A 24,930-nucleotide genomic window follows, 5' to 3' on the forward strand; every position below is an offset into this window, starting at 1 on the left:
CTCTATTCAAATTCATTTATTGAATCAATCACGTATCTTATTTCTTCATCTGTCATACCATAATACATAGGAATACTTAGTTCCGTAGCTGAAATTTCCTCTGCAATTGGATACGTTCCCTTTGGTATATTTAAATCCTGATATGCCTTTTGAAGATGTAATGGTATTGGATAATGCTTATTAGTCCCAATCCCTCTTTCTTCCAAATATTGCTCTAGCCGATCTCTATCTCTACAACGAATTGCAAAAATATGCCATACATGTTCAACCTCGTCTATTATCTTAGGTAATAGTACTTTAGAATTTTTTATTTCAGTTAGGTATCTGCGTGCTATTCTTTGCCTTTCTTTATTCCATTTGTCTAAATATTTTAATTTGATATATAGCAATGCCGCTTGAACTTCATCTAACCTTGAATTGTTCCCTTGATAAATATGATTATATTTTTCAATAGAACCATAATTAGATAATGCTCTTATTGTTTCTGCAAGATTCTCATCATCAGTAACAACAGCTCCTGCATCCCCCAGTGCCCCCAAATTTTTTCCTGGATAAAAACTAAAGGCAGCAGAAATTCCAAATCGTCCTATTTTTGTTCCCCTATATATTGCACCATGAGCTTGTGCACAATCTTCTATTAAAAATAAGTTATGCTTTTTGACTATATTACAAATTTTATCCATTTCTGCTGGCTGACCATATAAATGAACCGCTATAACCGCTTTTGTTTTAGAAGTAACTCTTTCTTCTATCAACTCTGGATTTATATTATAAGTTTCGATCCTTGGCTCCACAAATATGGGTGTAGCACCAGTATAAGATACTGCTAATGCTGTTGCTATGAACGTATTAGAGGGGATTATTACTTCATCCCCCGTTGAAATCCCCAACGCCTTTAAACTAAGCATCATAGCATCTAGTCCATTCCCACAGCCTATACAGTATTTGCGATTTTGATACTCAGCAAATGCTTGCTCAAATTTAGCATCCTCTTTTCCAGTTATAAACCAATTACTTTCAAAAACTCGTCTAAAGTCATTCAATAATTCTTCTTTTATTTCTTCATGCATTTTCTTTACTGTTGAAAATAAAACTTCCATAAATATCACTCTTCCTTTATTCTTTTCTATAAGAAACCTATAAACTATATAATTCCACAAAAATTTTATTCTGATTTTTTACCTTCATCAAATTTTATACCTAATTGTACAATATTACTATTTAAGAGTTTGATTCTATCTAATAATATTGAAATAGGCCTAACTATGCTTCTACATAGCATATCAAAAACGTAACAAATTATATAGGTTATTACTACACATAGCAATAGATTTATAATAAAAAGTACTATACCACCATGAGAATATAACTCAATGGAAAACATCCCCCATAAAAACTCTGTTATCACTTTTTTAGTATGTAAAATATATATACCTAATGTACCCTTTGCAATTACATTTATGATTCGCTTGTTACCAATCTCAACTGTCTGATTCCATAAAACAAAAAAACTCACACTCATTATAATAACAAAAATGTTATCATAATTCCAACTAGTAGAAGTAAAATTTCCCATCAATATTGTTAAGAATAATGCACTAATATATATAGTTAAAAGATACTTTATTTTTATAGTTATATTATACTTTTTTATATAGCTTCCTATAATATACAGTAATATAAAATTAACAATATTATATCCCGATTGTGAACCATTATTAGTAATGGTGCTGACCCCTAACATTTTTATATTAAATAAATCAAAAAGTATATCAAATACCGTATTCCATACTACAAATATCGTAAACATTAAACAAATCAATTTTTCCAGTTGCTGTTTTGTAATACTATTGATTAAAAAATTAATATATGGCGCTATCAATATTAATGCAACATAAATAATTATATACCAATTTGCTGGTATAAAAATACCTAAAATCGTATTAATAGATAATGCTTTTTCTCCCATACCAACTTCAACAAAACGAGAAATCAAATTGTATCCAATAACTAACAAAATCAAACCAAAAGGTTTTCTTAAAGATTGACTCATACGTTTAAGCCCAAAATAACCTGTTATAATCACAAATACATTGACTGCAATTATACAGATACTTTCAAGCACTAGTGCAAATACATGGTTAATTTCAGTCCCTTTAGTGTATTCTAACGCTCCACCTATTTCAGGATTCAAATAGTGTAATGTTATAACCATACAAATCAAAACAATTCTAAGTAGTTCAAATTTAGATTCTCGTTTCACTGTTCAATTTTCCCTTCAAAAATTTAGTAACCTTAGTCTATATTTACTAACTGAATATTCTCCAATGTTATTTGCTTTTTACTCTTATTTTTTATAATACATTTAATTTGCCGGTTCCCACCTTTTTCAACACTATATCGGTATTTTAACTGAACTTCTCCCTGTTCATTTTTCTTTTGGTTTTTATCAATCATATTCATTAAATTATCATTAATAGTATCAACTTTTTTGTATAACTCTATTTCTAAGTCCGATATGCTGATAATATTTGAAACTGTAAATATAAAATCATATGTCCCCATATCAATCCCCTCAAGCAAAGGAATTTCTATTTCTTCTCCTGAATCAATAATTACTCCTTCATCACTAGCTAAATCAAATTGATACTTTTTGTTGATTCTCTTAATTCTAATTTCTGGTTGTTTTCCTCCTATACTATTAATTTTCCATGATATAGTCTGGTCGTTATTTCTTATAGATATTTGAACTTTATCTTTATTAAAATGCAAATCTATATTAGCTGTTTTATCATCTGCATAAATCTCAGCATTTCCCTCAACGTTCGTTGAATCTAAATCAATTTCATACGTACCCTGATTTAAAGAAACTATATTATCTGAACAAATTGTCCCATCTGTCCTCATCTTTAGCATATTAATATCTATAAAGCCATCTGTATACACCTCATGATTGCTTTCCTTCCATACTTGTGCTATACCATTATCTTTAGCTGTAATTAAAATATAAAATGCATTGTAAATTAAACAATCATAGTTGTCTAGATACTCAAAAATATCCTCATTTTTTCTTTCAAGTATAATATAAGCATCATTAGAAACCAATTCCAAATCTTCTTTACTTATTGCTTTTATATTTATGTCTGAATATAATTCATTCAAATAGGAAAAATCACATTCCAAATCTTTTGAATTAGAAATATAATTAATCTGCTTAGAATCTATATTCTGAATATTATTTATCACTTCTTGTATATCCTTCACAGAATCTTTGCCAACGGCATAATTATCAGCAATCTTCTCATAGGAAATTGAATTTAATTTTAATATAACCCCTTTCTTAAGCTCAACATTAAATTCTATATCTTCCGAATCCATACAGGAAAACTGAATTTGATTATTCTCTCCCATTAAAAACTCGTCATCAATTTTTATTTCAGCTATAGTTTCTTTCCCGTTATTCTTCGTAACCGAACACTTTCCCATGTTTTTCTTTCCATTAGAATCAATCAATTCCATATTAAATTTTGCACTGTATGTGCCAGCACTTAATTTTACTTTATAAGGCTCCACTAAAAATCCACTTTCTCCATTAGACAAGAAGTCCGCTTCTTTAGCATCCCAAATTTCACTCTCAGCCATACTTAAATCCAAAAATTTTTCAAAAGATTCTCCTAATTCTTTTAATACTAAAATTACTTGTGAATCCATTTGTGTACAAACAAATAACTCATTGCTCTCTTTTAAAATTTTTGCTCCTTTAATCCACTCTTGGACATTTTTGCTACCTTTCTCACATAACCAAACACTATTTTCAGGAATAGAGTCTATATCAATTGGATCTATAACATGTATCGTAATATCAGGAATCCAATATTGAAGATATTTAGGGTTTGAGCAATAAGGATCCAAATTTTCATCTTTTATGTAGTAAATTTCTGTAACATTTGCTTTTTTCAATAAATCAACTATAGGTTCATTCGCTTCTATCTTAATAGTTTGCATATATTTGATAGTATGAGTATATGTATAATTTCCAGTATATAACCAACTTCCTAGGAATAAAGCCACAACACTCAGACATGCTATTTTTTCCCGCTTACTATATAAAAGAATACATACTGAGCCATTTAAAATAAGTGCATATTCCAATGCTTTTGTTACAGCTTCTTTTCCTCCCGCACTTTCGAAAAAACTAGCTAAACCAACGCTCCCTAAATCAACAAATGTACTATCACCCATTATCTGAAGAATATGGGTTGTTATAGTACTTGATAAAAAAATCAGCAATACATAGCTCAATATTTGTTTAATAGATGGTCTTCTTTGATATACTACCCCACAACCTATTAGCAATATAGGACCTATAGTATTTTCAATATACCTTCCATAGACAACTGCGTCAGCCCTAGGAAACCCCTGTGTTACACTAGTAAGACCTATAGCAACTGTAGCTAAAAAAGATAATAAAACAAAAATCTCCATAATCACTACTGGAGTAACTATTTTAATTATACTACTTTTAAGAGTATGTAAAACATCAACAATAATGTGAGAAATCCCACAATACCAAAGAATTCCACCTGTAACCAAGAAATAGAACACTCTACCAAAAAAACCATAAAATATACTCGACAAACCTACTTTAGAAAAAACTGCACTTAACAAAGATGTTTGATTGCTAAAATCATTCATATTGCTTAAACCTGAATTTGACCATAACCAGGATTTTAATTCACCCTTAACATATATATGAATCATAAAAAGGATTATCAAAACAATAATTCCCCAAAGCATTTTTTTCATAGGAATTTTTTTCAAGATAAATAGTAATATTATAATGAGAGCACCGGAAAATACAATTCCAATTGTTCTTTGATGCACATAATACATATACCCCAAAACAACAAAAAACATTATAATTTTCCATAACTTTGGATTCTCTGCAATTGAAAGAACTATCAGAACTGCAGACCAAAACAAAAAATTTAATAATGATTCTGTCCACGCTATTTGGGATTGTACTAATACATTTGGATAACAATTAATCAAAAAACAAATTATAAAAATAACCTTTTTATCAATCATAGGGAATATTCTTCTTCCACATATAATTGAAATCGCAAAACCCGAAACTACAATTAAAGCATTAAATAAAATAGCTGCTTTATAAATCGTATATGAAGGAATACCTAAATAGTATAGGGGGACTAACAAAATACTATAACCAAAACTATAAAAAGGAGTATTAGAAATTAATTCTGACCAATTCTTTCCAGCAAGAGATGAAGCAATAGACCAATATCCAAATTCATCATTAATTACGATTATCTGATTCAGTTCTTTAATGTGCATCAAACAAAAAAACAACAAAATAGCATTTAAGGCAATAATCAACATTATATCTATTCTTTGAATATTGTGTATTTTCTTACCTGCTTTCATTGCTCTCATTTGTATCTAACTCTCCTCTTTCAACCATTTTTAAAAATTCCTCATAATCTCTTATATAGTCGCTCTCATCATAAAGTTCTGATGCTAAAACTAGTAATACGGCATCTGATGAAAAGTCATACATTTCTCGCCACATATTATTAGAAATATATAAACCCTCATACGGTTTTTCCAAAGATACCACTTTTTTTTCAAAGCCACTATCTAACATTATTTTACAGGATCCATGTATACATATTAGAATTTGTTCCAAAGATTTATGGGCATGATAACCACGTCGCACACCTTCTCCTGTATCATACATATAGTATACTCTTTTAATTGTAAATGGAATATCTTTCATTTCCTCTAAGGCTACTAACTGCCCTCTAGAATCACCATGCTGTTGAAATGCATATTTTATTACTTGCATACTTTCTCCTCACTTTATCGACACAATATTCTTAAGAAATTCTCTAATTTAAAAAACCTTTGACATTTTTCCCAAAATAATATCCACGTTTCTGCTGCAATTTAGTTCTTACAGATATAAAAAACATACCTGGATCTATCAAAAATTTTATTATGCCTCGTATTAATTTTGGATATCCCCCTATACGTAACTTTCTAACCCTTTTTAAAACATATTCATTATCTGGATACTTTTGTTCCATATACATAAATAAGGAATCATAGTCATTTTTTATCCTTTTCTGCCAAATAGGACTGTTTGAAGTAGAAATCCCCTCCCCCATTTCATACCATACAACGTTTTCATCATAAAAACTGATTTTTATGCCTTTTACTAGTGCTATAATTTGTATATAATCTTCACAATATTTAACCCTGCCTTTAATCTCATTTAACAATTCCATCAAACTATTTTTTTCCCAAAATATGCTTGCCCCTGATATTAATTTGCCCCAGGCCACAATATTACGTTTAATTTGATTTTGATTTTCCTTCTTAAAAGCCTTAATATCCATCGGGATAGTACAATCCCAATAGTTTAATTCTCTGTCCACTATTTTAAAGGCTTTCAACAAGCCGAATACTATTTTTTCAGCATTTTCTTCCATATACGTACAAACTTTAGTTACAGTATTGCTTTCAAATAATAAATCACCACATCCAAGTCCCTTTATATATTCTCCTTTTGCGGCCTCCACCCCTGCATAAAAATTCTCTACTGTTCCTTTATTTATTTCACTAGATATTAATTTATAATTTTCAAATTCATGTTCTTTAAAAAAGGTAATAATTTCTTTAAAATAGTTATTCTTTGAACCATCATCCGATACTACTATTTCAATTTCGTGAAGATTTTGTTGATTTAAGATAGATTTTAATGTCTGAAATAACTTCTCTAGTTGTGAATTGTACGTAAGCACAACTATACTACATTTCATTTATAGTACCTCCTATCAATCTTCTTATAAACTGTTAAGTCTACTTTTTGACACTGGCTCTTTGCTCAATTTTTGTCCATGCAGTACATCTTAAACCGATTCTTCTTATCTTCTGATAAAAAACATCAAATAAGTATGCTCCAAGCCCCCAATTGTGTGCCAACAGAAATAATATAACTTTCTTTTTTATTAGTTTGTGTTTTAATTTTTTCCTAAATATTGAACAATCATTAATCATCCATGAGCAAACTTCTTGCTTCAGGAATCGTTTTTTCTCTTTTAATGTTCTCCCATTCATATCACCGAATTCATTGTCAACCAATTGAACTAAATTATTGCATCTTTCTATTTTAAAATATTGATTTAATATATGAGGCGGAATATCTAACCTTGTAAGAATCTTTTGTTCATAAAGGCTATACTTCTGCATTTTTTCTTTCATGTTTATAATATATTTTCTTCTATAAGTTTCTGATTTTAAATTTATTCTCCAAAAATAAAGGCATTCTGATAATAACGACACTCTGCATGCACAACTTAGTATTTCCAAAAGAAATGTCCTATCATCTTCATAATCAATAAATTTCCGAAATTCAATGTCGTTTTTTATAAGTAAATCTCTTTTTACCATGCATTTCCATATAGAATTTCCAATTCGCCCTTCATCCAGACCTTCGTATCCATTATATCCATCAAAAAGTATTGAATATACTAATTTATTTTTAATATCCTTTTTATCCAATATAGCATCATTAAATTTTTCAAACTCCTGTAAATCATCACCAATTATCTTTTTAGTTCCACAAATAGCAATATCACTCTTATCGTTTTCTATTCTCTTATATAACTTTTCATACATACTTGTATCTATTAAATCGTCTTGATCACAAAAACAAATATATTTTCCAGTTGATAAACTAATACCTTTATTTCTTGTTTGTGCAATGCCTATGTTATCATGATGAAACACTTTCACGCGTTTATCATTTCGAGAATTTTTTTCACATATGTATAGACTGTCATCCTTCGATCCATCATCTAAAAGAATTATTTCTATATCTTCATATTCAGATTTCAGCAATTGTTTTATTGTTTTATCTAAATATGCCCCTCCGTTGTAAACTGGTACGATAATACTGACTATTCCCATTTCACTTTAACATCTCCAAATTATTTATATATTTTTTTATAAATCTTTCCCCAACTTTGAATGAAATCCATTGGTAAATATGTTGATAGTGCTATTAATCTATTAATTTTCTTAGCATTCTTATCCATTAACACTATTTTACGATAAACTTGAATGTTAGTTTTGATAGACTTAATTTCTTTTACATAGTTCTTATCGGTAAGTGGTATTTCTCGTAACACTTGAACATTAGAAATAAAAGCTCTAGAAATAGCTGCATTTTCAATACTTGGAACATTATGTTTAACAAATTCTAGAATCTCCTCGGATATAATAACACGATCCATATTTCTTATTGAAAATTTTCTATTCATTATACTATTTTCTCTTTGTAAGTAGTAGTACTTTTCCGCCGAACTCCAAATAACCTTTCGCGCTTTATATAAAAGTTTATACGTAGTTCCCATATCTTCGTATAATTTTCCAATAGGATATCTTACATTTGTAAATAACTCTGACTTATATAATTTCCCCCATGCACTATTTTCAATATGTTTTTGATAAAATAAATCTTGCATAGCCATAAGGTTATTAAAACATATTATCTCTTTATTATTTTTAGCTTTTAACTGAATATTTTCCTCATCTTCACTAAATTTTATATTTTTACATATAGATATATCCGCATTATTTTCACTTATCAATTTGAATAAAGTATCAATATAATCAACAGACACAAAATCATCACTATCTACAAATGTAATATATATTCCTTTTGCAATATCAATCCCATAATTTCTTGCATCAGAAAGACCGCCATTTGTCTTATGAATTACTTGTACTCTTTTATCATTTTTTTTGTATTCATCACATATAGAACTACTTAAATCCGTACTGCCATCATCTACTAATATCACATCTAAATTCTTATATGATTGCCCTAATACTGAATCTACACATGTTTCTAAATATGTATCAACATTATATACAGGTATAATTACTGAAATCAATGGAAAACCCACTGTTTTAGTCTCCTCCCAAAGTTTATAATTTATAGTAAAGTTTTACTATTGGCTTTATTATATTAAATTTACACATAATAGCATATCCTAGAGTTCCTATTCGCTGTTTAAACTGTAAATCTGTATTTTTCCAAATTGGTAAATTCTTATTTTTATAATATAAAGGCATATATTTTTTTAATAATTTTAAAGTAAAATCACAAAATTCTAATACTGCTGAGCAATCACTTTTCCTTTCTTTTCCCTGTGCCAAATATGCATGACTTTTATTCGCCTGAAATATAAAATATGTAAAAAAGCTCATAACTGTATATTCAAAAACATTATAGTCATTACATATTTCTTTATGACTACTTACATATCTTATTGTGTATTCCAATGCCTCGTATGGTATTTTTGAAGATTGGATTTTTTTAGAAGTTATACTGCCTTCCCTTACTAATTGATTGTACCCTTCATACGAAACTAATTTTAAATTTTTTGCCATAAATATCATAAAAAGATTAAATGGATCATCTTCATATGTCTTACCTTCAGCAAAACGCATATGATATTTTTCAACATAATCTTTTCTATATAACTTCCCCGAAATATTTAGTCTTCTTAATATTGTATTAGGATTTTTATTCAATGGATATTGCAAGCGTGCCAATATATTTCCATCTTTATCCACTTTCTTTTGTCCACCGCAAACCATATCGCTACTGTTTTCTTCAGCCACTTTATATAAAACTTCTAAATAATCACTATCCAGATAGTCATCACTATCTAAAAAAGTTATATACTCACTTAAAACCTTATCGATAGCAAAATTGCGAGCACTCGATAAGCCTCCATTTTCTTTATCATATGCTTTTATTAAATCCGGATGTTTTTTCTTATAATCCGCTATTATATTTCCACTTCCATCAGTACTCCCATCATTAACTATTATAATTTCATAATCTTTGAAAGATTGATTTAAAACACTATCTATACATTTCGACAAATATTTTTCTACATTATAAACTGGTATAATAACAGAAATCTTCTTTATACTAGTCATTTTTAACATCCTCACTTTTTTTGGTTTTTGTTAACACTTCCTCATGTCCTGAACCATAATCCATCTTTCTCAGCTCAAATTGTATTTCCTCTAACAATTTTCTATTAGCTGAAATAACATCTCCGAGTAAACCAATAACTCCGCAGAGCACAGCAATAATGATTAACATACTAGCCAAAATTAAGGACTGAACATGTCCATCTCCAGCTCCCATACATAGATAAACAATAAACCGTACTCCTAACGCAAGCCCGGCAATTCCAAACACTGCCGCAATACACGTAAAACAATACAACGGCTTATACATCATAAGGGCACGTCCAATTGTAAGCATAGACTTCTTCACATACCCGAACATACTGCTAAAAAGCCTTGACGGTCTCAGTTCAGCATTCGTCCGAATCGGCACAGATGTAACTGCCATCTTTTGCCTTCCAGCCTGTACAATTGTTTCTAATGTATATGTATACTCATTAATGACATTCAGCCTCATAGCTGTATGCCTGCTATACGCCCTAAACCCACTGGGAGCATCCGGTATATCTGTTTTTGATGCTTTTCTTACAACCCAGCTGCCTAAGTGCTGTAACTGTTTCTTAAGCGGTGAAAAGTGTTCCGTTTCATCAATAGGACGTTCCCCTACTACCATTCCTGCTTCCCCACGCAGAATCGGCTGAATCAATTTTTCGATATCCGCACCGCAATACTGATTGTCTGCATCCGTATTAACAATAATATCTGCACCATTCCTTAAACATGCATCGAGACCTGCCATAAATCCTCTGGCAAGTCCCTTATTATTCCTGAAATTAACAACATAGTTCACGCCCCAATTTTTAGCGACCTCTACAGTATCATCTGTACTTCCATCATTAATAATCAGATATTCTATTACATCAACACCGTCAATATGCTTTGGCAGGTCATTTAATGCAACTTCTAACGTTGCCGCTTCATTATAACATGGAATCTGAATAATAAGTTTCATAGTTTCTCCCTCGTGTTTCCTTTATTTTTTAAGTAAGTCCTGATTCACAGCACTTCTGCCTATGGAATCATAAATTACTTTTGTATTCTTCATCTGATCTAATGTATAACAGTTTCTGCCATCCAGTACAATCGCTTTATTCATCAGTTCTTCATACTTCTGTACATCAAACTGCTTCACTTCATCCCACTCTGTCAGGATCAGACACAGATCAGCCCCTGTTATAGCTTCTTCTATTGTCTTGCAGTACTGGATTTTTTCCGGGAAGTGCTTTTTAAAGTTCTCCATACCGACCGGATCCCATACACGCACATGTGCACCATCTTCCATTAACAATGGAACATTCACCAGTGAAGCTGCCTCCCTCAAATCATCTGTTCCCGGTTTGAATGTACATCCCAACACAGCAACATTCAAAAACAGAAAATCGTCGTAGTACTTTTTCGCCTTTTTTATCAATTTAAACTTCTGATTTTCATTCACCTCAATGGCTGCACGGATTGTCCTGATTTCATTATCGTTAAAATTAGCCAGCCAGTTCAAGGCCTTCGTGTCTTTTGGAAAACAGGAACCACCATATCCAATACCTGAACTTAAAAACTTATTGCCGATTCTGGCATCATATCCCATGCCATCTGTTACTTCTTCGATATCAGCACCAACAATCTCACACAAATTAGCAATCTCATTAACATAAGATATCTTTAACGCAAGAAAATCATTAGATGCATATTTTATCATCTCTGCACTACGTCTCTTTACAACAAGCTTTGGTGCCTCGAATCCATCGTATACATTTTTTAGAATTTCCCCGGGCACTTTATCCTCTACACCAATCACAATTCTGGAAGCGTGCAGGGTATCTTTAACGGCAGTTCCCTGAGAAAGGAATTCTGGATTAGATGCCACATAAATCTTCACATCATTTTTCTGCTTGTCATGAATATAAGCCTCAATCTTATCATTCGTACCGATAGGCACTGTTGACTTGACAACGACTACGCAGTCCCGCTCCACACTTTCTGCGATCTGCTTAGCTACTTTATATACATAGGAGAGATTTGCTGAGCCGTCCTGCTTTTCCGGAGTACCTACTCCTATAAAAATCACTTCGGCATCACGATATGCCCCTTGATAATCTGTCGTAAACGTAAGATGTGCTAAACTCTCCGTCATTAATTCTGACAGTCCGGGTTCATAAATAGGAGAGACTCCCTTTTGCATAATCTCTACCTTATCTTTATCAATGTCTACACATGTAACATCATGGCCTTTACTAGCCAGACATACCCCTGTAACAAGACCCACATACCCGGTACCAGCAACTGCTATCTTCATTTCAAATTCTCCGTTCTTCATTTGTTTTTTTGCAAAATTCGACATGCTCTTAAATAATATAACATACTTCCGTATGAATTTCCACCCTTAATAAACAGCTGATAATGTTATACCAGTTTCTTCTATCTTTTCCTTTAGCTGCTCTCCAATCACATAAATGTATTCATGTTCTGCTATTTTACCATATACATATCCGTCATCTATAAGTTCTGACCACACTTCTGGATTCTGGCACAAAAAGACAGCTTCCGTTTTCTTTTCCGGCGGCGCTTCAGAAACGACTGGTTTTTCCAGCATACAAAACTGGTAAAGGTATTTAGTCTGCTGTCCTGTCCCATCCACACTCGCATCCTCAACATATATTTTATCAGGTAATATTCCTTCTTTTTCTAAGTTTTTAAGAAGCTGCACACTGTCGTCTACATAAGAATAATTTTTTTGTCCGCGGTATCCCTCATGATACACCGCGTTATAGCAATAAGAATAGATCAATATAACACATAGTACTCCGAGTATTAGCTGTGTTTTGTTTTTTCTGTATAGTATATAACTGATGATTAGTACCAGAAATACTAAATATGTAGCCGGCAGATAGGTACGAAGCCTAATCTCATCTACAAACCCTCTGGTTAATGAAAATGGTGCAAAATCCCAGCAGCTCCCATTAAAATCACTAATATAAGGTAAGATACACAGAACCCAATATCCCTGAAGCAAGCCTGTAATCACGCAGACAACCGGATATAATTTACCAATTGTTTCTCTTTTATGATAAAAAAAGGATATTCCAATCATTAACAAAGGACCAACATATGCGGCATAATAGCGAAAATAAGCCACTGCCCGATATGCATCTGGATCGCCCCCATAAAACATTGCATTTGTCACTCCGCCAAGCCAGCTGATCGACTGTCCGCCAATTGTAACAAGTACAGCAGCTAAGAATACGCTTCCAATCAAAACATATGGGCTCATTTTCTGAACCACTGCCATTTCATTATTTGCTCTTCTTAGACCTTTCCATAAAAGAATCAGAATAGCAACAACTGCAAACACTGCCAATCCTCCGGTTACAATAATAGCTTCGTTCAATTGCCCTATAATAATATTCACCCAGGCAGGCCATGATTTTACATCCTCCAACAAATATCCCATTGAGAATGAAACTCCTGTGTTAGACACATCGGAACTGGATGCGTTCACAAAATATGCTAATACTGCCTCTATTCCCTTTTGACTTACCACAAATCCCACAGCCCCCATAATAAGGCAAACTGGAATCGATACTAAAGATTTCCGATACACCCATCCATAATAAACAATTCCAAATACCACTGCAATCCATACAGCCGTTGCACGAGAATGTACCGTTGATGCATAGAACAGTACCAAAACAAGGAGAACCGTGTATGCAATCTTTTTCTTTCTGTCATCTGCACAGGTATTCAATCGCAACAATACCCAAGCCAACAGCCACATAACCAGAACATATATAAATTCCGGGTATGTATAAACCGCTCTTACTGCTACCAGATAAGAACAACATATAGAAGAAACACACAATATCTTCTCATTCTCCACATTCAGATATTTTTTCATCAAATGATATGCAATAGGCGCACTAGCACTCTGTGCCACAGCCATTAGTAAGACTATCATACGATATAATAATACCGGATTATGGAACAACTGAAAAAAAGGAATCAACAGCATAGTGTACCCATACCCATAGTACCGGTAGTTCTGCATAACTCCACTCCAGTCATACCCCATCAGCTTCGCTGCAGGTCCCATCGCAAAAATCTCATCCCCGCCAATTGATACAGGGTCAGACTGAAGCGCAAAAAAAAGTCTCGGCAAAAATGCTATAGCAAATGCAAGCCATATATATTTGTTTCTACATATCGACTGTATGGCTCCTTTAAACCATCCTTTGTTACGTTGTTCCATTTTCTATCTCCTGTATAGTTTTATTTTACCGCCCCGATTTCACCCTCGAATAAACCATAGGCAAAAACTTCCGCACAATATATATCCCCCGTCCCATCATTAAACAGAGCATTGCCCTTCTATACCTGAATAATACCAGAGCGATCCGAAGTGCCAGGCTTTTTTTTGCCCTTGCCACGGGTATAAGTTCATTAAACAGTCCCTGGGCAAACACGGCCCTGCACCACTTGTACCGCAGGGCGTGATTCATGCCGGACCTTTTATCGCAATTTCTTTCCAAGGCGGATAGGATATATCTTGCATACAGGCTTCCAAGGATACTACGAATTTCCTCTGTACAGATCTCCCAGTAGGAAAACTGGTCAAACAACATCTCGATCCGCTGTCTGTGCAGTTTAAAGTAATCCGGCACAAACTTATTCGTCAGATTTGCTTCCATTCGTTTTCCGTAATGGTATGGTGTCACCGGCAGTATGTTTACAGTCTCCACATCCATAAAATATTTGACGTTAAACGTGATATCCTCGATTAATTTTATATTTTCAAATTCCAGCTTCATCTCACGGATATAATCAAGCAGATAAAATTTGTTCCATGCATACCCATACAGAGTCTGCTGTTCCAGTTCTATCACACGGGGCCTGAACTCCGCGGCCGTCTTATAGTAATGCTCTGACGGACAGATAGAATGGGTATACTGCAGAACACCTTTTTTGTCGTAATACTCTTCTACATGTCCAAACAGCACCGCCTGGGCGGGATTCCGCTCAATTGATGCATATACCTGTTCCAGCAGGTCTGCGTCTGCATAGTCATCCGGGTCCATATACCAGATATATTTTCCGGAAGCGGCCTGTGTCCCTGTATTCCGCGCCGGGCTTAACCCCTGGTTCACTTCATGGTGGATCACCCGGATGCGCGAATCTTCAGATGCATACCTTTCTGCGATCTCTCCACTCTTATCCTTCGTACAGTCATCCACGACCAGAATCTCCCAGTCACCGAATGTCTGCTCCTGTATACTGGTGATTGCACGGTCAATATATTTCTCCACACCATAAGCAGGCATGACGATTGTAAAAAAAGGGCTTTTTACCTCTGTTTTATCCATAGATGTACCTCTTTGTATCCTATTTTTTAACCAGTCCCCTGATCAGTTCTTCAATCTTCCGGTATGCCTTAGGCCTGTCAAACTGCTCTTCCGCAATCTGTCTGGCTTTTTTGCCCATCTCAAGGCGCTGGTCTTCGTTTTCATATAATTGTTCAATGGCATCCGCCAGAATGTTGACATCCTCTGGCTCTATGTTTATACCAAATCCGTCCTTTTCTACCTTATTGCGGAATTCCGGACTCATGCATGTATTGATCATAGCTTTGCCCGCAGCCAGATAGTCTCCTATTTTTGTAACAATACTCTGGGGTGCTTTGCGCACAAATGAGTTCACCAGAATATCGGACTTCTTAAGGTATGCCGCCATCTTATCATATGGGGCGTACCCTACAAATTCCACGTTATATATCTGCCTGTCATTCGCCAGCATTTCCAGCTCCTCTTTCATGGGACCGCCGCCCAGAATCTTAATGTGGATATCTTTATGGCCTCTCTTCGCCAGTTCTTCGCCAGCCAGTACCATCGTTCGAATGTCATAGCTTGTCCCGATTGTTCCCGCATAAGTTACCCAGAACTCACCATCCAGCTTTACCACGACTTCATCATTGTCCTGCGCACCTTTGTCAAATACGGCAATTTCATTTCCTACATATACTGTCGCCTTTGGTACGGACCTGCTCTGATTCTGGAACGGCCGGTCTCTGTACTCGTCTGAAGTCCCAATCACACCGGATACCAGTGAATACACCTTTTCCGCATCTCTCTGGAGTGGATAGAACAGAATCGGGCTGATCACCGGGATATCCAGCACCATGCGCATCGCCTCCGGCCACAGGTCGTTAACGTCAGCCACAAAAGGAATCCCTTTTCTCTTTGCATATTCTGCCGCTGCAAGCGCCACGTCATTTGGTGGTATCTCTGCATACAGCAGGTCATAGCCGCCCTCCTTCTCGAGCAGTTCCGTCAGATTCTTTGCCGCAGTCTTATGGCTTTGTATCCGCTTTAAGTCCACATTTTTCTTATATCCGGGTTCGTAGATGAACTTGATTCCGAATTTATAGTCTTCATTCTTAATCTTCTCTATATCACGCTGTGCCTTCTCCCAGTGCTGAAAAGTCGTCGTTATCAAATCAACCTGGTAGCCTGCATCTGTCAGGAAATCACAGAGATAACGGAATCGTGTATACCCTTTTTCCCCGTTTAGTCTGACCCCCATCGTAATCACTGCTATTTTTTTCATCCTTTATCTGCCCCTCTCTATCTAATCACAGCCAGAACCGTATCTATCATAATCTTAAAATCTCCCCAGACGCTGAATTTCTTCAGGTACTGTAGATTATACTTCATCTTCACCGGCAGGATATGTTCTACATAAACATCGTCAACTGTTTTTCCGGTCTCCAGCTGGTATTTTTCCATCTTCTCATCTTCATCCTTGAACAGAATGCTTGTTCTTGAAGTAATACCGGCGGGAAGCAGCAGTGTCGCCATCATTTCCTCTGAGTACCGGTCCACATACTTTTTCACTTCCGGCCTGGTCCCGACAAATGACATATCCCCGGCCAGCACGTTAAAAAGCTGAGGAAGCTCATCCAGCCGGCACTTTCGCAGCATCTTTCCCGCCCTTGTGATCCGGTCATCCTGCTTTTTTGTAACTAATGGCCCCTTTTTATCGGCATCTGTAACCATAGTCCTGAACTTGAAAATACGATATGGTTTCCCATATCGTGTTATCCTTTCCTGTCTGTAAAAAACAGGTCCCCTGCTGTCTAATTTTATCCATACCGCAAGTCCTGCCATGACCGGTGACAAGACAACTGTTAAAACAAGTGCAAGAAAGAAATCCACCATGCGTTTCAGACGCAGGCTGGACTTCTTTCTCACTAATCTTTCATAATATGGTCTCACATGTCCATTGCGCATGGACTCCGGCAACTGGTTCCATTGTGGCATCATAATAATTAACTCCTGTTATTCTTGATTGTAACTGTTCATGGTACGAACCAGTTACGCCTTATTACCTTTTATTCCCTTAAAAGGCTGAGGAATGTCTCCGCTGTAAACTGCAGCTGCTCATCTGTGAGGCATGTATGCAGTGGCAGTGTGATTTCATTTTCAAACTGGGCATATGCATTCGGGAAGTCTTTGATATCAAATCCCATATTCTTATATGCCGTCAGTAATGGCAATGGCTTATAATGGACATTCGTCGCAATCTCCGCCTCAGCCATTTTTGTAATCATATTGTTACATTCTTTACGTGATTTGTCAAGCACACGTACCAGATATAGGTGTCCGCTGGACTTATGGGACTCCCCATAGTGGTTCAGGAGACTGACCGGGCAGCCTTTCAGAGCTTCGTCATACTGCCTGATCAGCTCTCTTCTTCGCTTCAGTATATTCGGATACCGTTTAATCTGGACAAGCCCTATGGCAGCCATGATATCCGTCATATTGCATTTAAAGTATGGAGCGACAATATCGTACTCCCATGCCCCCGCCTGTGTCTTGGCAAGTGCGTCTTTCGACTGGCCGTGCAGGGATAAGAGCATATATTCCTGATACAGTTCCTCACTGTCTATTCCTGCAGCTGTCACTGTCTCAGACCACGTCACTGCCCCGCCTTCCGCGGTTGTCAGGTTCTTCACTGCATGGAAAGAAAAGCAGGTGAAATCTGCAATCTGGCCGCACATTCTTCCGTCCGCCTCCGCACCGAAAGCGTGGGCCGCATCTGACATGACAAGGATTCGGCCAAGCGCCTCCTGTCTTTCGCAGGAAGGATGGAACAATGCCTTTTTCTCTTCAACAATCTGAAAGATTTCATCATAACTGTCATATATGATCCCTGCCAGATCGACACAGATGATTGCCTTTGTGCGCTCTGTTACGGCCTCCCGCACCTTCTGCGGGTCCATCTCATATCTGCCCGGCAGTGTATCTACCAGAACGGGGGTCGCCCCCGCGTGGCAGATGCTGCTGCATGTAGCTGAATACGTATATGCAGTCGTGATCACCTCATCTCCGGGTCCGATCCCCATCACTCTGAGAGTCATCTCCAGACACGCAGTGGCAGAATTCAGGCAGACTGCCCTCTGAGTCCGGCAGTAAGACGCGATCTTCCGTTCAAACTCTTTTGTCCTCGGGCCGGTCGTAATCCAGCCGCTCCTCAGTGTATCTGCCACTTCTGCGATTTCCTCTTCTGTAATATCCGGTGGTGAAAATGGTACCCTCATCGTTTTTTCCTTCTTTCTTAATTCCCTGTTTCCGTTTCTTCCGGCTGCACATCTGAGTCAGCTGCGCTGCGGCTTAAAAACGCACTTGGAAGCTTTGACCTCGTATCTGTAAATTCCTTTTTCCAGCCTGCCTGTATCTGTTGGTCCCGGATGATATCTGCTTCCCGTAAATGATAAGTCGGAACGATTTTATGCACGATCCGTTTCATCTGATCGGTTTCCGCATAGGCTTCTCTGTAAAGATCTTCAAGATCCCTGAGAAATTCCTCTTCGTCAAAATCAATCGGTTTCCCGATATGGATCTTCTCGTTCTCTGTGCTTTCCAGACCTTCCTCTGCCATCAGCAGTTCTTCATAAAGTTTCTCGCCGGGACGAAGACCCGTATATTTAATCTCAATATCCGTCCCCAAAGTGTATCCCGAAAGACGGATCAGGTTTTTCGCCAGATCAACGATCTTGACTGGCTGCCCCATATCCAGCACAAAGATTTCTCCACCCTTTGCACTCGCGCCTGCCTGCAGGACCAGAGATACGGCTTCCGGAATCGTCATAAAGTACCGGATAATGTCCGGATGTGTGACTGTGACCGGGCCGCCCGCCTCAATCTGCTTCTTGAACAGAGGAATCACGCTGCCGTTGCTTCCCAGAACATTTCCAAACCGTACTGCAACGAACTCTGTTTTCGAACGGGAGTTAAACACCTGTATGATCATCTCGCACATTCTCTTGGACGCTCCCATGATGTTTGTCGGATTGACCGCTTTGTCTGTAGAGATCAGGACGAACTTCTCAACTCCGTACCTGTCGGATGCCAGTGCTACTTTATAGGTGCCGAATACATTATTCTTAATCGCTTCATTCGGGCTGTCCTCCATCAGAGGCACATGTTTGTGCGCCGCAGCATGGTAGACGATATCCGGGCGGTATTTTTCAAAGACGCTGTTTACCTTACGTCCGTTTCTGACAGAGCCGATCAGCACGACAAGGTCCAGATTCGGATATTTTGACTTCAGTTCCTGCTGGATATCGTAGGCATTATTCTCATAGATGTCAAATATAATCAGCTGTTTTACCCCGTTTGCCGCAATCTGGCGGCAGAGCTCGCTGCCGATGCTTCCGCCTCCGCCTGTGACCAGGACTACTTTGTCGGAGACGTAACGGCCAATCTTCTCTGTCGTTATCTGAATCGGGTCTCTTCCGAGCAGGTCCTCAATCTCTACATTACGAAGCTTTGAGACCGTCACCTCGCCGTTGACAAGCTGGTAAACACCGGGCAGGATCTTCAGGTCACAGGCCGGTATCTTCTGGCAGATATCCAGAATCTTCTGGCGTTCCCGTTTGTCCGCACTCGGAATGGCAATGATGATCTCATTAATATCATATTTGTCTGCATACTTCAGTATGACATCTCTGCCGCCGACTACTTTTACTCCGTGGATAAATGTTCCTTGCTTTCTCGGGTTATCATCAATCACGCAGCAGATCTTGGCATCCAGTTCCGTGCTCAGTTCCAGTTCCTTCATCACTACATTACAGGCTTCTCCCGCACCGATAATCATCGTGTTGCGCACATGTCTGCCGTGGATATTCCCACGGTACAAAAGGCGCATGAGCCTGTAGGAAAAACGGCTTACACAGGTAAGCAGGAACAGCGCCGTACCATAAAGCAGAAAATAACTTCTGTAAATCATCCGGTATGTCAGGAAATAAGCCAGAAGATTGAAAAGTACCGACACCATGCACGCCTCGATGATATATACCAGTTCCTTGATGCTTGCAAATCTCCAGAGGCTGGTATAAAGCCGGAACATTGCAAAAATAATAACCGTGACGATAGTATTGACGACGGCCACTTCTAAGACAGAGGTATAATATTCACCCGGTATCTCCGTGATGTGCATGTTAAAGCGGACCCATAACGCAAGAAAAGAACTTACGTTGATAAATAAAATATCCAGAAGCACTAAAAAAACTTTGTATATAACAGACAGGTCCCACTTTCTTAAAAGTTTCATCATATCTTATTATTCCGTATCTTTCAGATTCCAAAGGCCGCCCGTTTACTGGGCAACCTCTGAATCCGGAAGAATTTCTCCCTTCTCTACAGCGTCAATCGCCTGTTTTATCGTATTGATAGAATCGAGATTTGGCTGTGTGACATAAAGGATACTTCCCGGTGAAGAATAACATTCCTGATCGTCCCCTGTTCCCTCTGCGGCCAGTGACTTGATGTTCCATGCCGCTCCGTCAGAGAGCTGGCTTTTGATCAGTTCCTGTATCTGTGCCTGTGACATATTCGTATCCACATTACCGCTCACACTGCTTAAAATTCCGTTTGCACCGGTAAGGATCGCCGGTGAGATTGCCTTTTTAATCATTGCAGTAATGACAGCCTGCTGGTTTCTTCCCCTCTGGAAGTCACCGCCGTCCACATTCATTCTTTCTCTTGAGAATGCAAGCGCCTGCTGCCCGTTAAAGTGATTCTCCCCCTGTACCACATTCATGACAAGTCCTGAATCCTCACTTGTCGTGAATCCCTGTTCAGACACAACATCGACACCACCCAGTGCATCGACCATCTGGACAAGAGATGTGAAGTTCACCCTTGCATAAAAATCAATCTTTGTGTCATAAAGCTGTGCCAGAGTTGCCATAGAAGCATCCACTCCATAAATCCCCGCATGAGTTAGTTTATCCTTCTGTCCGCCCGATATTCCCGGAATCTCCACATAATAGTCACGAGGCGTCGTAACCAGAAGGATCTGGTGCGTTGTCGGATTCACAGTTGCGATGATATTCACGTCGCTGCGGCTGTTCGTCTCAATCGCTCCATACACGTCAATACCGCTGATATAAACGGTAAAGCAGTCACTATCCACTTCAACTTTTGCCGCTGCATTCTCCAGCTTACTCGTAATCTCATGTGAATAAATGATTTTCACATTGTCACTGTATCCTTCGAACGCCTCTTCCAGAATCGCGGTATAGGCATCATTATAGATAATTGCCTGCACATTTCCGTCATGCAGGGCAGTCGCCTGCTCATTCAGACTCTTGTACTCAGTCGTGGAAATGTCGCTGCCGACTTCCTTATCGATACTTTCTACCGTGGCTTTTACATCGTCGCCCTTCATGGCATACTGGACACCAAAGTCATAGCCTGCGGCATCCTCGATTGTCTCGGCTGCATCCGTTGATAACACGGCTACTACCATCTTATCTACCTTTTTGTCACCGCCGCTGATCGCTTTCACGGTTCCGTTTGTCTTAAATATATAGTAGGAACCCATTACAAGGACAATGGACATCAGCACACTGAGAACCTTACCCGCAATTGCCTTCTTCTTCGAGATCAACTGGCTTGCAAGCGGAATGACCCAGAGAAATACAAGTACACCGATGATAATTCCCAGATACTTCATCGGCAGCATATTCAGCACAAACAGGGCCGCGATGAACACAAGCGTTACCGCAAACTGGATTCCACAGAGAATGATCCCGACTTCTTTACTTACCTTATTAGATGCTCTCTTCTTTCCTCCTGAATTACTCCGGCTTCTTCCCGCCGGTGTACCCTTAGCCGGATTCCCGCCTCTGCCCGGACCGCTCTTCGCACTGTTCGCACTCCTGCCTGTTCCGCTTCCGGCACTGCTGCGGTTCGGTTTCCTTTTTGCCCCTTCCGCGGTGCTGCGGTTCGGATTTTTCCTAGCGCCTTCGCCCGTACTCCTGTTTGGATTTCTCTTTGCACCTTCTCCGGCGCTCCGGTTCGGATTTCTCTTTGGGGTGCCGTCGGCACCGCCCGCACTCTGCTTTTCTTCCATCCTGCGGCGCTTTCTTGCCTGCTCCCGCCTGTATGCTTCCCGTTCGCTCTCACTCATTTTATTCTGGCCCATTGGTTCCGCCCCTTCCCTGTCTTTATGTTTCCGGAAAAGTCGATAGTTCGCTTTTTCCGGCTGCTTCTTTCTATATGACTGTGTAAAATACAGGCAGACTTTTTAAATGAAATCTGTTTAAAAATGTCTGCGTACCCTTAATCGACAAGAGTACCCAGACATAATAGCATTTTTCTGCAATTTTCGCAACATTATGAATGTTTCTTCAAAAAAAGTTAAGGATTCTTCCTGTTTTTCCACGTCACCCACACTGCACTTGCAATGCATATGGATGAATAGCATCCGCTGATCATCCCGACCAGCATAGGCAGTGCAAATACTTTGATTGATTCTATATTATAGATGACCGCAAATACCAGCACAATTGCCACACAGAGCACTGTCGTGAATGCTGTGTTCACTGACCGCCCCAGTGTTTCCGTGATACTTCTGTTGACCAGAGGCACAAGCCCTTCTTTCGTGTGTGTTTTCATATGTTCCCTGATCCTGTCATATAGGACGATGGTGTCATTGATCGAATATCCAATGATCGTCAGGGTTACCGATACAAACGCATCGTTCAAAGGTATTTTGCACACACCGAATACTAAAAATACAATAAACACATCGTGCATCAGTGCGATCACTCCGGACACGCCCGCAGAAAGCCCTGACAGCGCAGAGAAACGGATCCTGATGTACACCACGATAAACAATGCAGCAAGGACGATGGCGATCACTGAGTTTTTCAGTGCGCGTGCCCCAATATACGGTTCCACCGCATAAGTCTCGGATGACTGGTATTTCTGATCCGGCTCTGTTTCCTGTATCGTTTTTAGTACCTTCGCCTGTTCTTCTGGTGTGATTCCCTGATTGCCTCCCAGATTAAGTACCAGTTTTTTCTGCCCGGAGACAAAATCTTCTCCTGCCTGTGCACTGACCGGACGGCTCAGAACCGCCTCCACCGCCGCAGATGTCTTACTGATATCCGGAGTCTTGTCACACGTGTATTTTAAGATGACTCCGCCCGTAAACTGGGTATCCAGTGTCACACCCCGGACTGCACTGATGACCGTGCCCGTCAGAAGCACAGCGGCAGTAAAGAGAAAGATGGCCTTTCTTTTGCCAAGAAAATCAATCGGCTTTTTCACTTTCTTTATATAGAACAACTTCTGGTTCTGGAACTTCGGATAAAGGAGTACTGAACTCAACATCGTCCTTGACAGCCAGACACCAGCTACTAAATTGATCAGTACCCCTGACAGCAGGGTATACCCAAAGCTCAGCATCGTTCCTGAACCAAATATCATCAGGATCACCGCAACTGCCGCCGTTGTTACATTTCCGTCCAGCACCGATGAAAAAGCATTTTTATATCCTTTTCTCACGGCCGTTCTCAGGCTGCTGCCCTTCTGGATTTCCTCACCGATGCGCTCGCTTATGATGACATTGGCATCCACGGCCATTCCCAGGGACAAAATCAGTCCGGCGATCCCGGGAAGAGTCAGGGTATACTGCGGAACCGAAAGTGCCAGTACCTGAAGGCTCATCTGGAATACCAGCGCCAGACACGCAATGAATCCCGGAAGCCGGTAATACAGGATCATAAAGATACAGACGAGAATAAATGCAGTCGCGGCCGCCATTGTCATGGCTCTCAATGCACCGCTTCCCAGAGTCGGACTGATTGTATTATAGTTGGTTGTCTTCAGGGAAAACGGCAGCGCACCAGCATTGATTTTCTCCGAAAGTGCCTTGGCATCCTCCTGAGATTTCATGCCGTTGATAACAGCTTCTCCTCCCTGAATTGCTTCCTGCACGACTGGGTTGGAGATCATATCTTCATCCATATATATCCCAATTGGCTGCCCTGTCAGTTCTTTTGTTGCCTTATAAAAATCATCGGCCCCTGTTTTATCAAACTGGAGAGATACCTCATAGGCTCCCGTCTGCTGGTTCTTTACAACGGAACTGTCTGCCACGTGCTGACCTTCTACCAGAACCTTCCCCTGCGGATCACGGAAAGTCAGCCTCGCCGTTTCTCCCAGCTCTGCGATTGCAGACTCCGGATTAAATTCTTTCTCATCCGATTTCCACGGGAACCTGACGATGATATTTCCATGCTCTTTATCAACCGTAACTTCCCTATCCAGAATATTCTGTGCATCCAGCCTGTTTTCTATAACAGTTCTGGCGGACTCCATATCTTCCGCTGACGGAATTCCTTTCACTCCTTCCGGCTCGAAAACAGCCTCTACACCGCCCCGGATATCAATCCCGAAACGCATATCTTTTGCGCCCTTAAAGTCACTGCCCAGCCCGAAAATGGCAGCATAAAGGAATACTGCAATTACACACAGCACAATCCATATATTTCTTTTATTTACTTTCAAAGTAAAG

At 38.6% G+C, this 24,930-nt stretch carries 18 protein-coding genes; all 18 read right to left on the bottom strand.

Translation table 11 applies throughout. From position 1 onward, the window contains the following. Positions 1-2: 2 nt before the first annotated feature. On the bottom strand, positions 3-1,100 hold the full coding sequence (locus tag A8806_RS01370) for a DegT/DnrJ/EryC1/StrS family aminotransferase (RefSeq protein WP_109729363.1): 1,098 nt from the start codon (positions 1,098-1,100) through the stop codon (positions 3-5). Between the two features lie 65 nt (positions 1,101-1,165). Further along, entirely contained in the window at positions 1,166-2,263 is a 1,098-nt protein-coding gene (locus A8806_RS01375; protein WP_109729364.1) for an acyltransferase, read from the bottom strand. Between the two features lie 32 nt (positions 2,264-2,295). Beyond that, a complete protein-coding gene (locus A8806_RS01380) occupies positions 2,296-5,454 on the bottom strand; it encodes a hypothetical protein (protein ID WP_109729365.1) in 3,159 nt (1,052 codons plus the stop codon). Beyond that, positions 5,432-5,866 (bottom strand): sugar 3,4-ketoisomerase, encoded by a 435-nt coding sequence (locus A8806_RS01385; protein WP_109729366.1) that lies wholly within the window; start codon positions 5,864-5,866, stop codon positions 5,432-5,434. The genes A8806_RS01380 and A8806_RS01385 overlap by 23 nt, the downstream gene beginning before the upstream one ends. Before the next feature lie 43 nt (positions 5,867-5,909). Next, entirely contained in the window at positions 5,910-6,842 is a 933-nt protein-coding gene (locus tag A8806_RS01390; protein WP_109729367.1) for a glycosyltransferase family 2 protein, read from the bottom strand. Positions 6,843-6,882: 40 nt separating this feature from the next. Next, positions 6,883-7,992 (bottom strand): glycosyltransferase family 2 protein, encoded by a 1,110-nt coding sequence (locus tag A8806_RS01395; protein WP_109729368.1) that lies wholly within the window; start codon positions 7,990-7,992, stop codon positions 6,883-6,885. A gap of 20 nt (positions 7,993-8,012) precedes the next feature. Beyond that, on the bottom strand, positions 8,013-8,993 hold the full coding sequence (locus A8806_RS01400; protein WP_181368541.1) for a glycosyltransferase family 2 protein: 981 nt from the start codon (positions 8,991-8,993) through the stop codon (positions 8,013-8,015). A gap of 22 nt (positions 8,994-9,015) precedes the next feature. After that, positions 9,016-10,038, bottom strand: coding sequence for a glycosyltransferase family 2 protein (locus tag A8806_RS01405; RefSeq protein ID WP_181368542.1), 1,023 nt, complete (start codon positions 10,036-10,038; stop codon positions 9,016-9,018). Continuing rightward, positions 10,031-11,026, bottom strand: coding sequence for a glycosyltransferase family 2 protein (locus A8806_RS01410; RefSeq protein ID WP_109729371.1), 996 nt, complete (start codon positions 11,024-11,026; stop codon positions 10,031-10,033). Before A8806_RS01410 ends, A8806_RS01405 begins: the two co-directional genes overlap by 8 nt. A 21-nt stretch (positions 11,027-11,047) precedes the next feature. Further along, a complete protein-coding gene (locus tag A8806_RS01415) occupies positions 11,048-12,364 on the bottom strand; it encodes a UDP-glucose dehydrogenase family protein (RefSeq protein ID WP_109729832.1) in 1,317 nt (438 codons plus the stop codon). An 87-nt stretch (positions 12,365-12,451) separates the two neighbouring features. Further along, entirely contained in the window at positions 12,452-14,314 is a 1,863-nt protein-coding gene (locus A8806_RS01420) for a hypothetical protein (RefSeq protein ID WP_109729372.1), read from the bottom strand. Between the two features lie 25 nt (positions 14,315-14,339). Next, entirely contained in the window at positions 14,340-15,425 is a 1,086-nt protein-coding gene (locus tag A8806_RS01425) for a glycosyltransferase family 2 protein (RefSeq protein ID WP_109729373.1), read from the bottom strand. A gap of 19 nt (positions 15,426-15,444) precedes the next feature. Beyond that, positions 15,445-16,665, bottom strand: a complete 1,221-nt coding sequence (locus A8806_RS01430; protein WP_109729374.1) for a glycosyltransferase family 4 protein — start codon at positions 16,663-16,665, stop codon at positions 15,445-15,447. A gap of 17 nt (positions 16,666-16,682) precedes the next feature. After that, positions 16,683-17,381, bottom strand: a complete 699-nt coding sequence (locus A8806_RS01435; protein ID WP_330405221.1) for a sugar transferase — start codon at positions 17,379-17,381, stop codon at positions 16,683-16,685. A gap of 68 nt (positions 17,382-17,449) precedes the next feature. Next, positions 17,450-18,658, bottom strand: coding sequence for a DegT/DnrJ/EryC1/StrS family aminotransferase (locus tag A8806_RS01440; protein ID WP_109729375.1), 1,209 nt, complete (start codon positions 18,656-18,658; stop codon positions 17,450-17,452). Positions 18,659-18,675: 17 nt separating this feature from the next. Further along, positions 18,676-20,673: a polysaccharide biosynthesis protein gene (locus A8806_RS01445; RefSeq protein ID WP_347559296.1), complete on the bottom strand. Its 1,998-nt coding sequence runs from the start codon at positions 20,671-20,673 to the stop codon at positions 18,676-18,678. Positions 20,674-20,718: 45 nt separating this feature from the next. Then, complete coding sequence (locus A8806_RS01450) at positions 20,719-22,551, bottom strand: LCP family glycopolymer transferase (RefSeq protein ID WP_242995917.1); 1,833 nt, start codon at positions 22,549-22,551, stop codon at positions 20,719-20,721. Between the two features lie 215 nt (positions 22,552-22,766). Further along, positions 22,767-24,923, bottom strand: a complete 2,157-nt coding sequence (secD, locus tag A8806_RS01455) for a protein translocase subunit SecD (protein WP_109729377.1) — start codon at positions 24,921-24,923, stop codon at positions 22,767-22,769. Positions 24,924-24,930: the final 7 nt, after the last annotated feature.

The sequence above is a fragment of the Faecalicatena orotica genome (genome assembly GCF_003149245.1).
GTDB classification, from domain to species: Bacteria; Bacillota; Clostridia; order Lachnospirales; family Lachnospiraceae; genus Faecalicatena_A; species Faecalicatena_A orotica.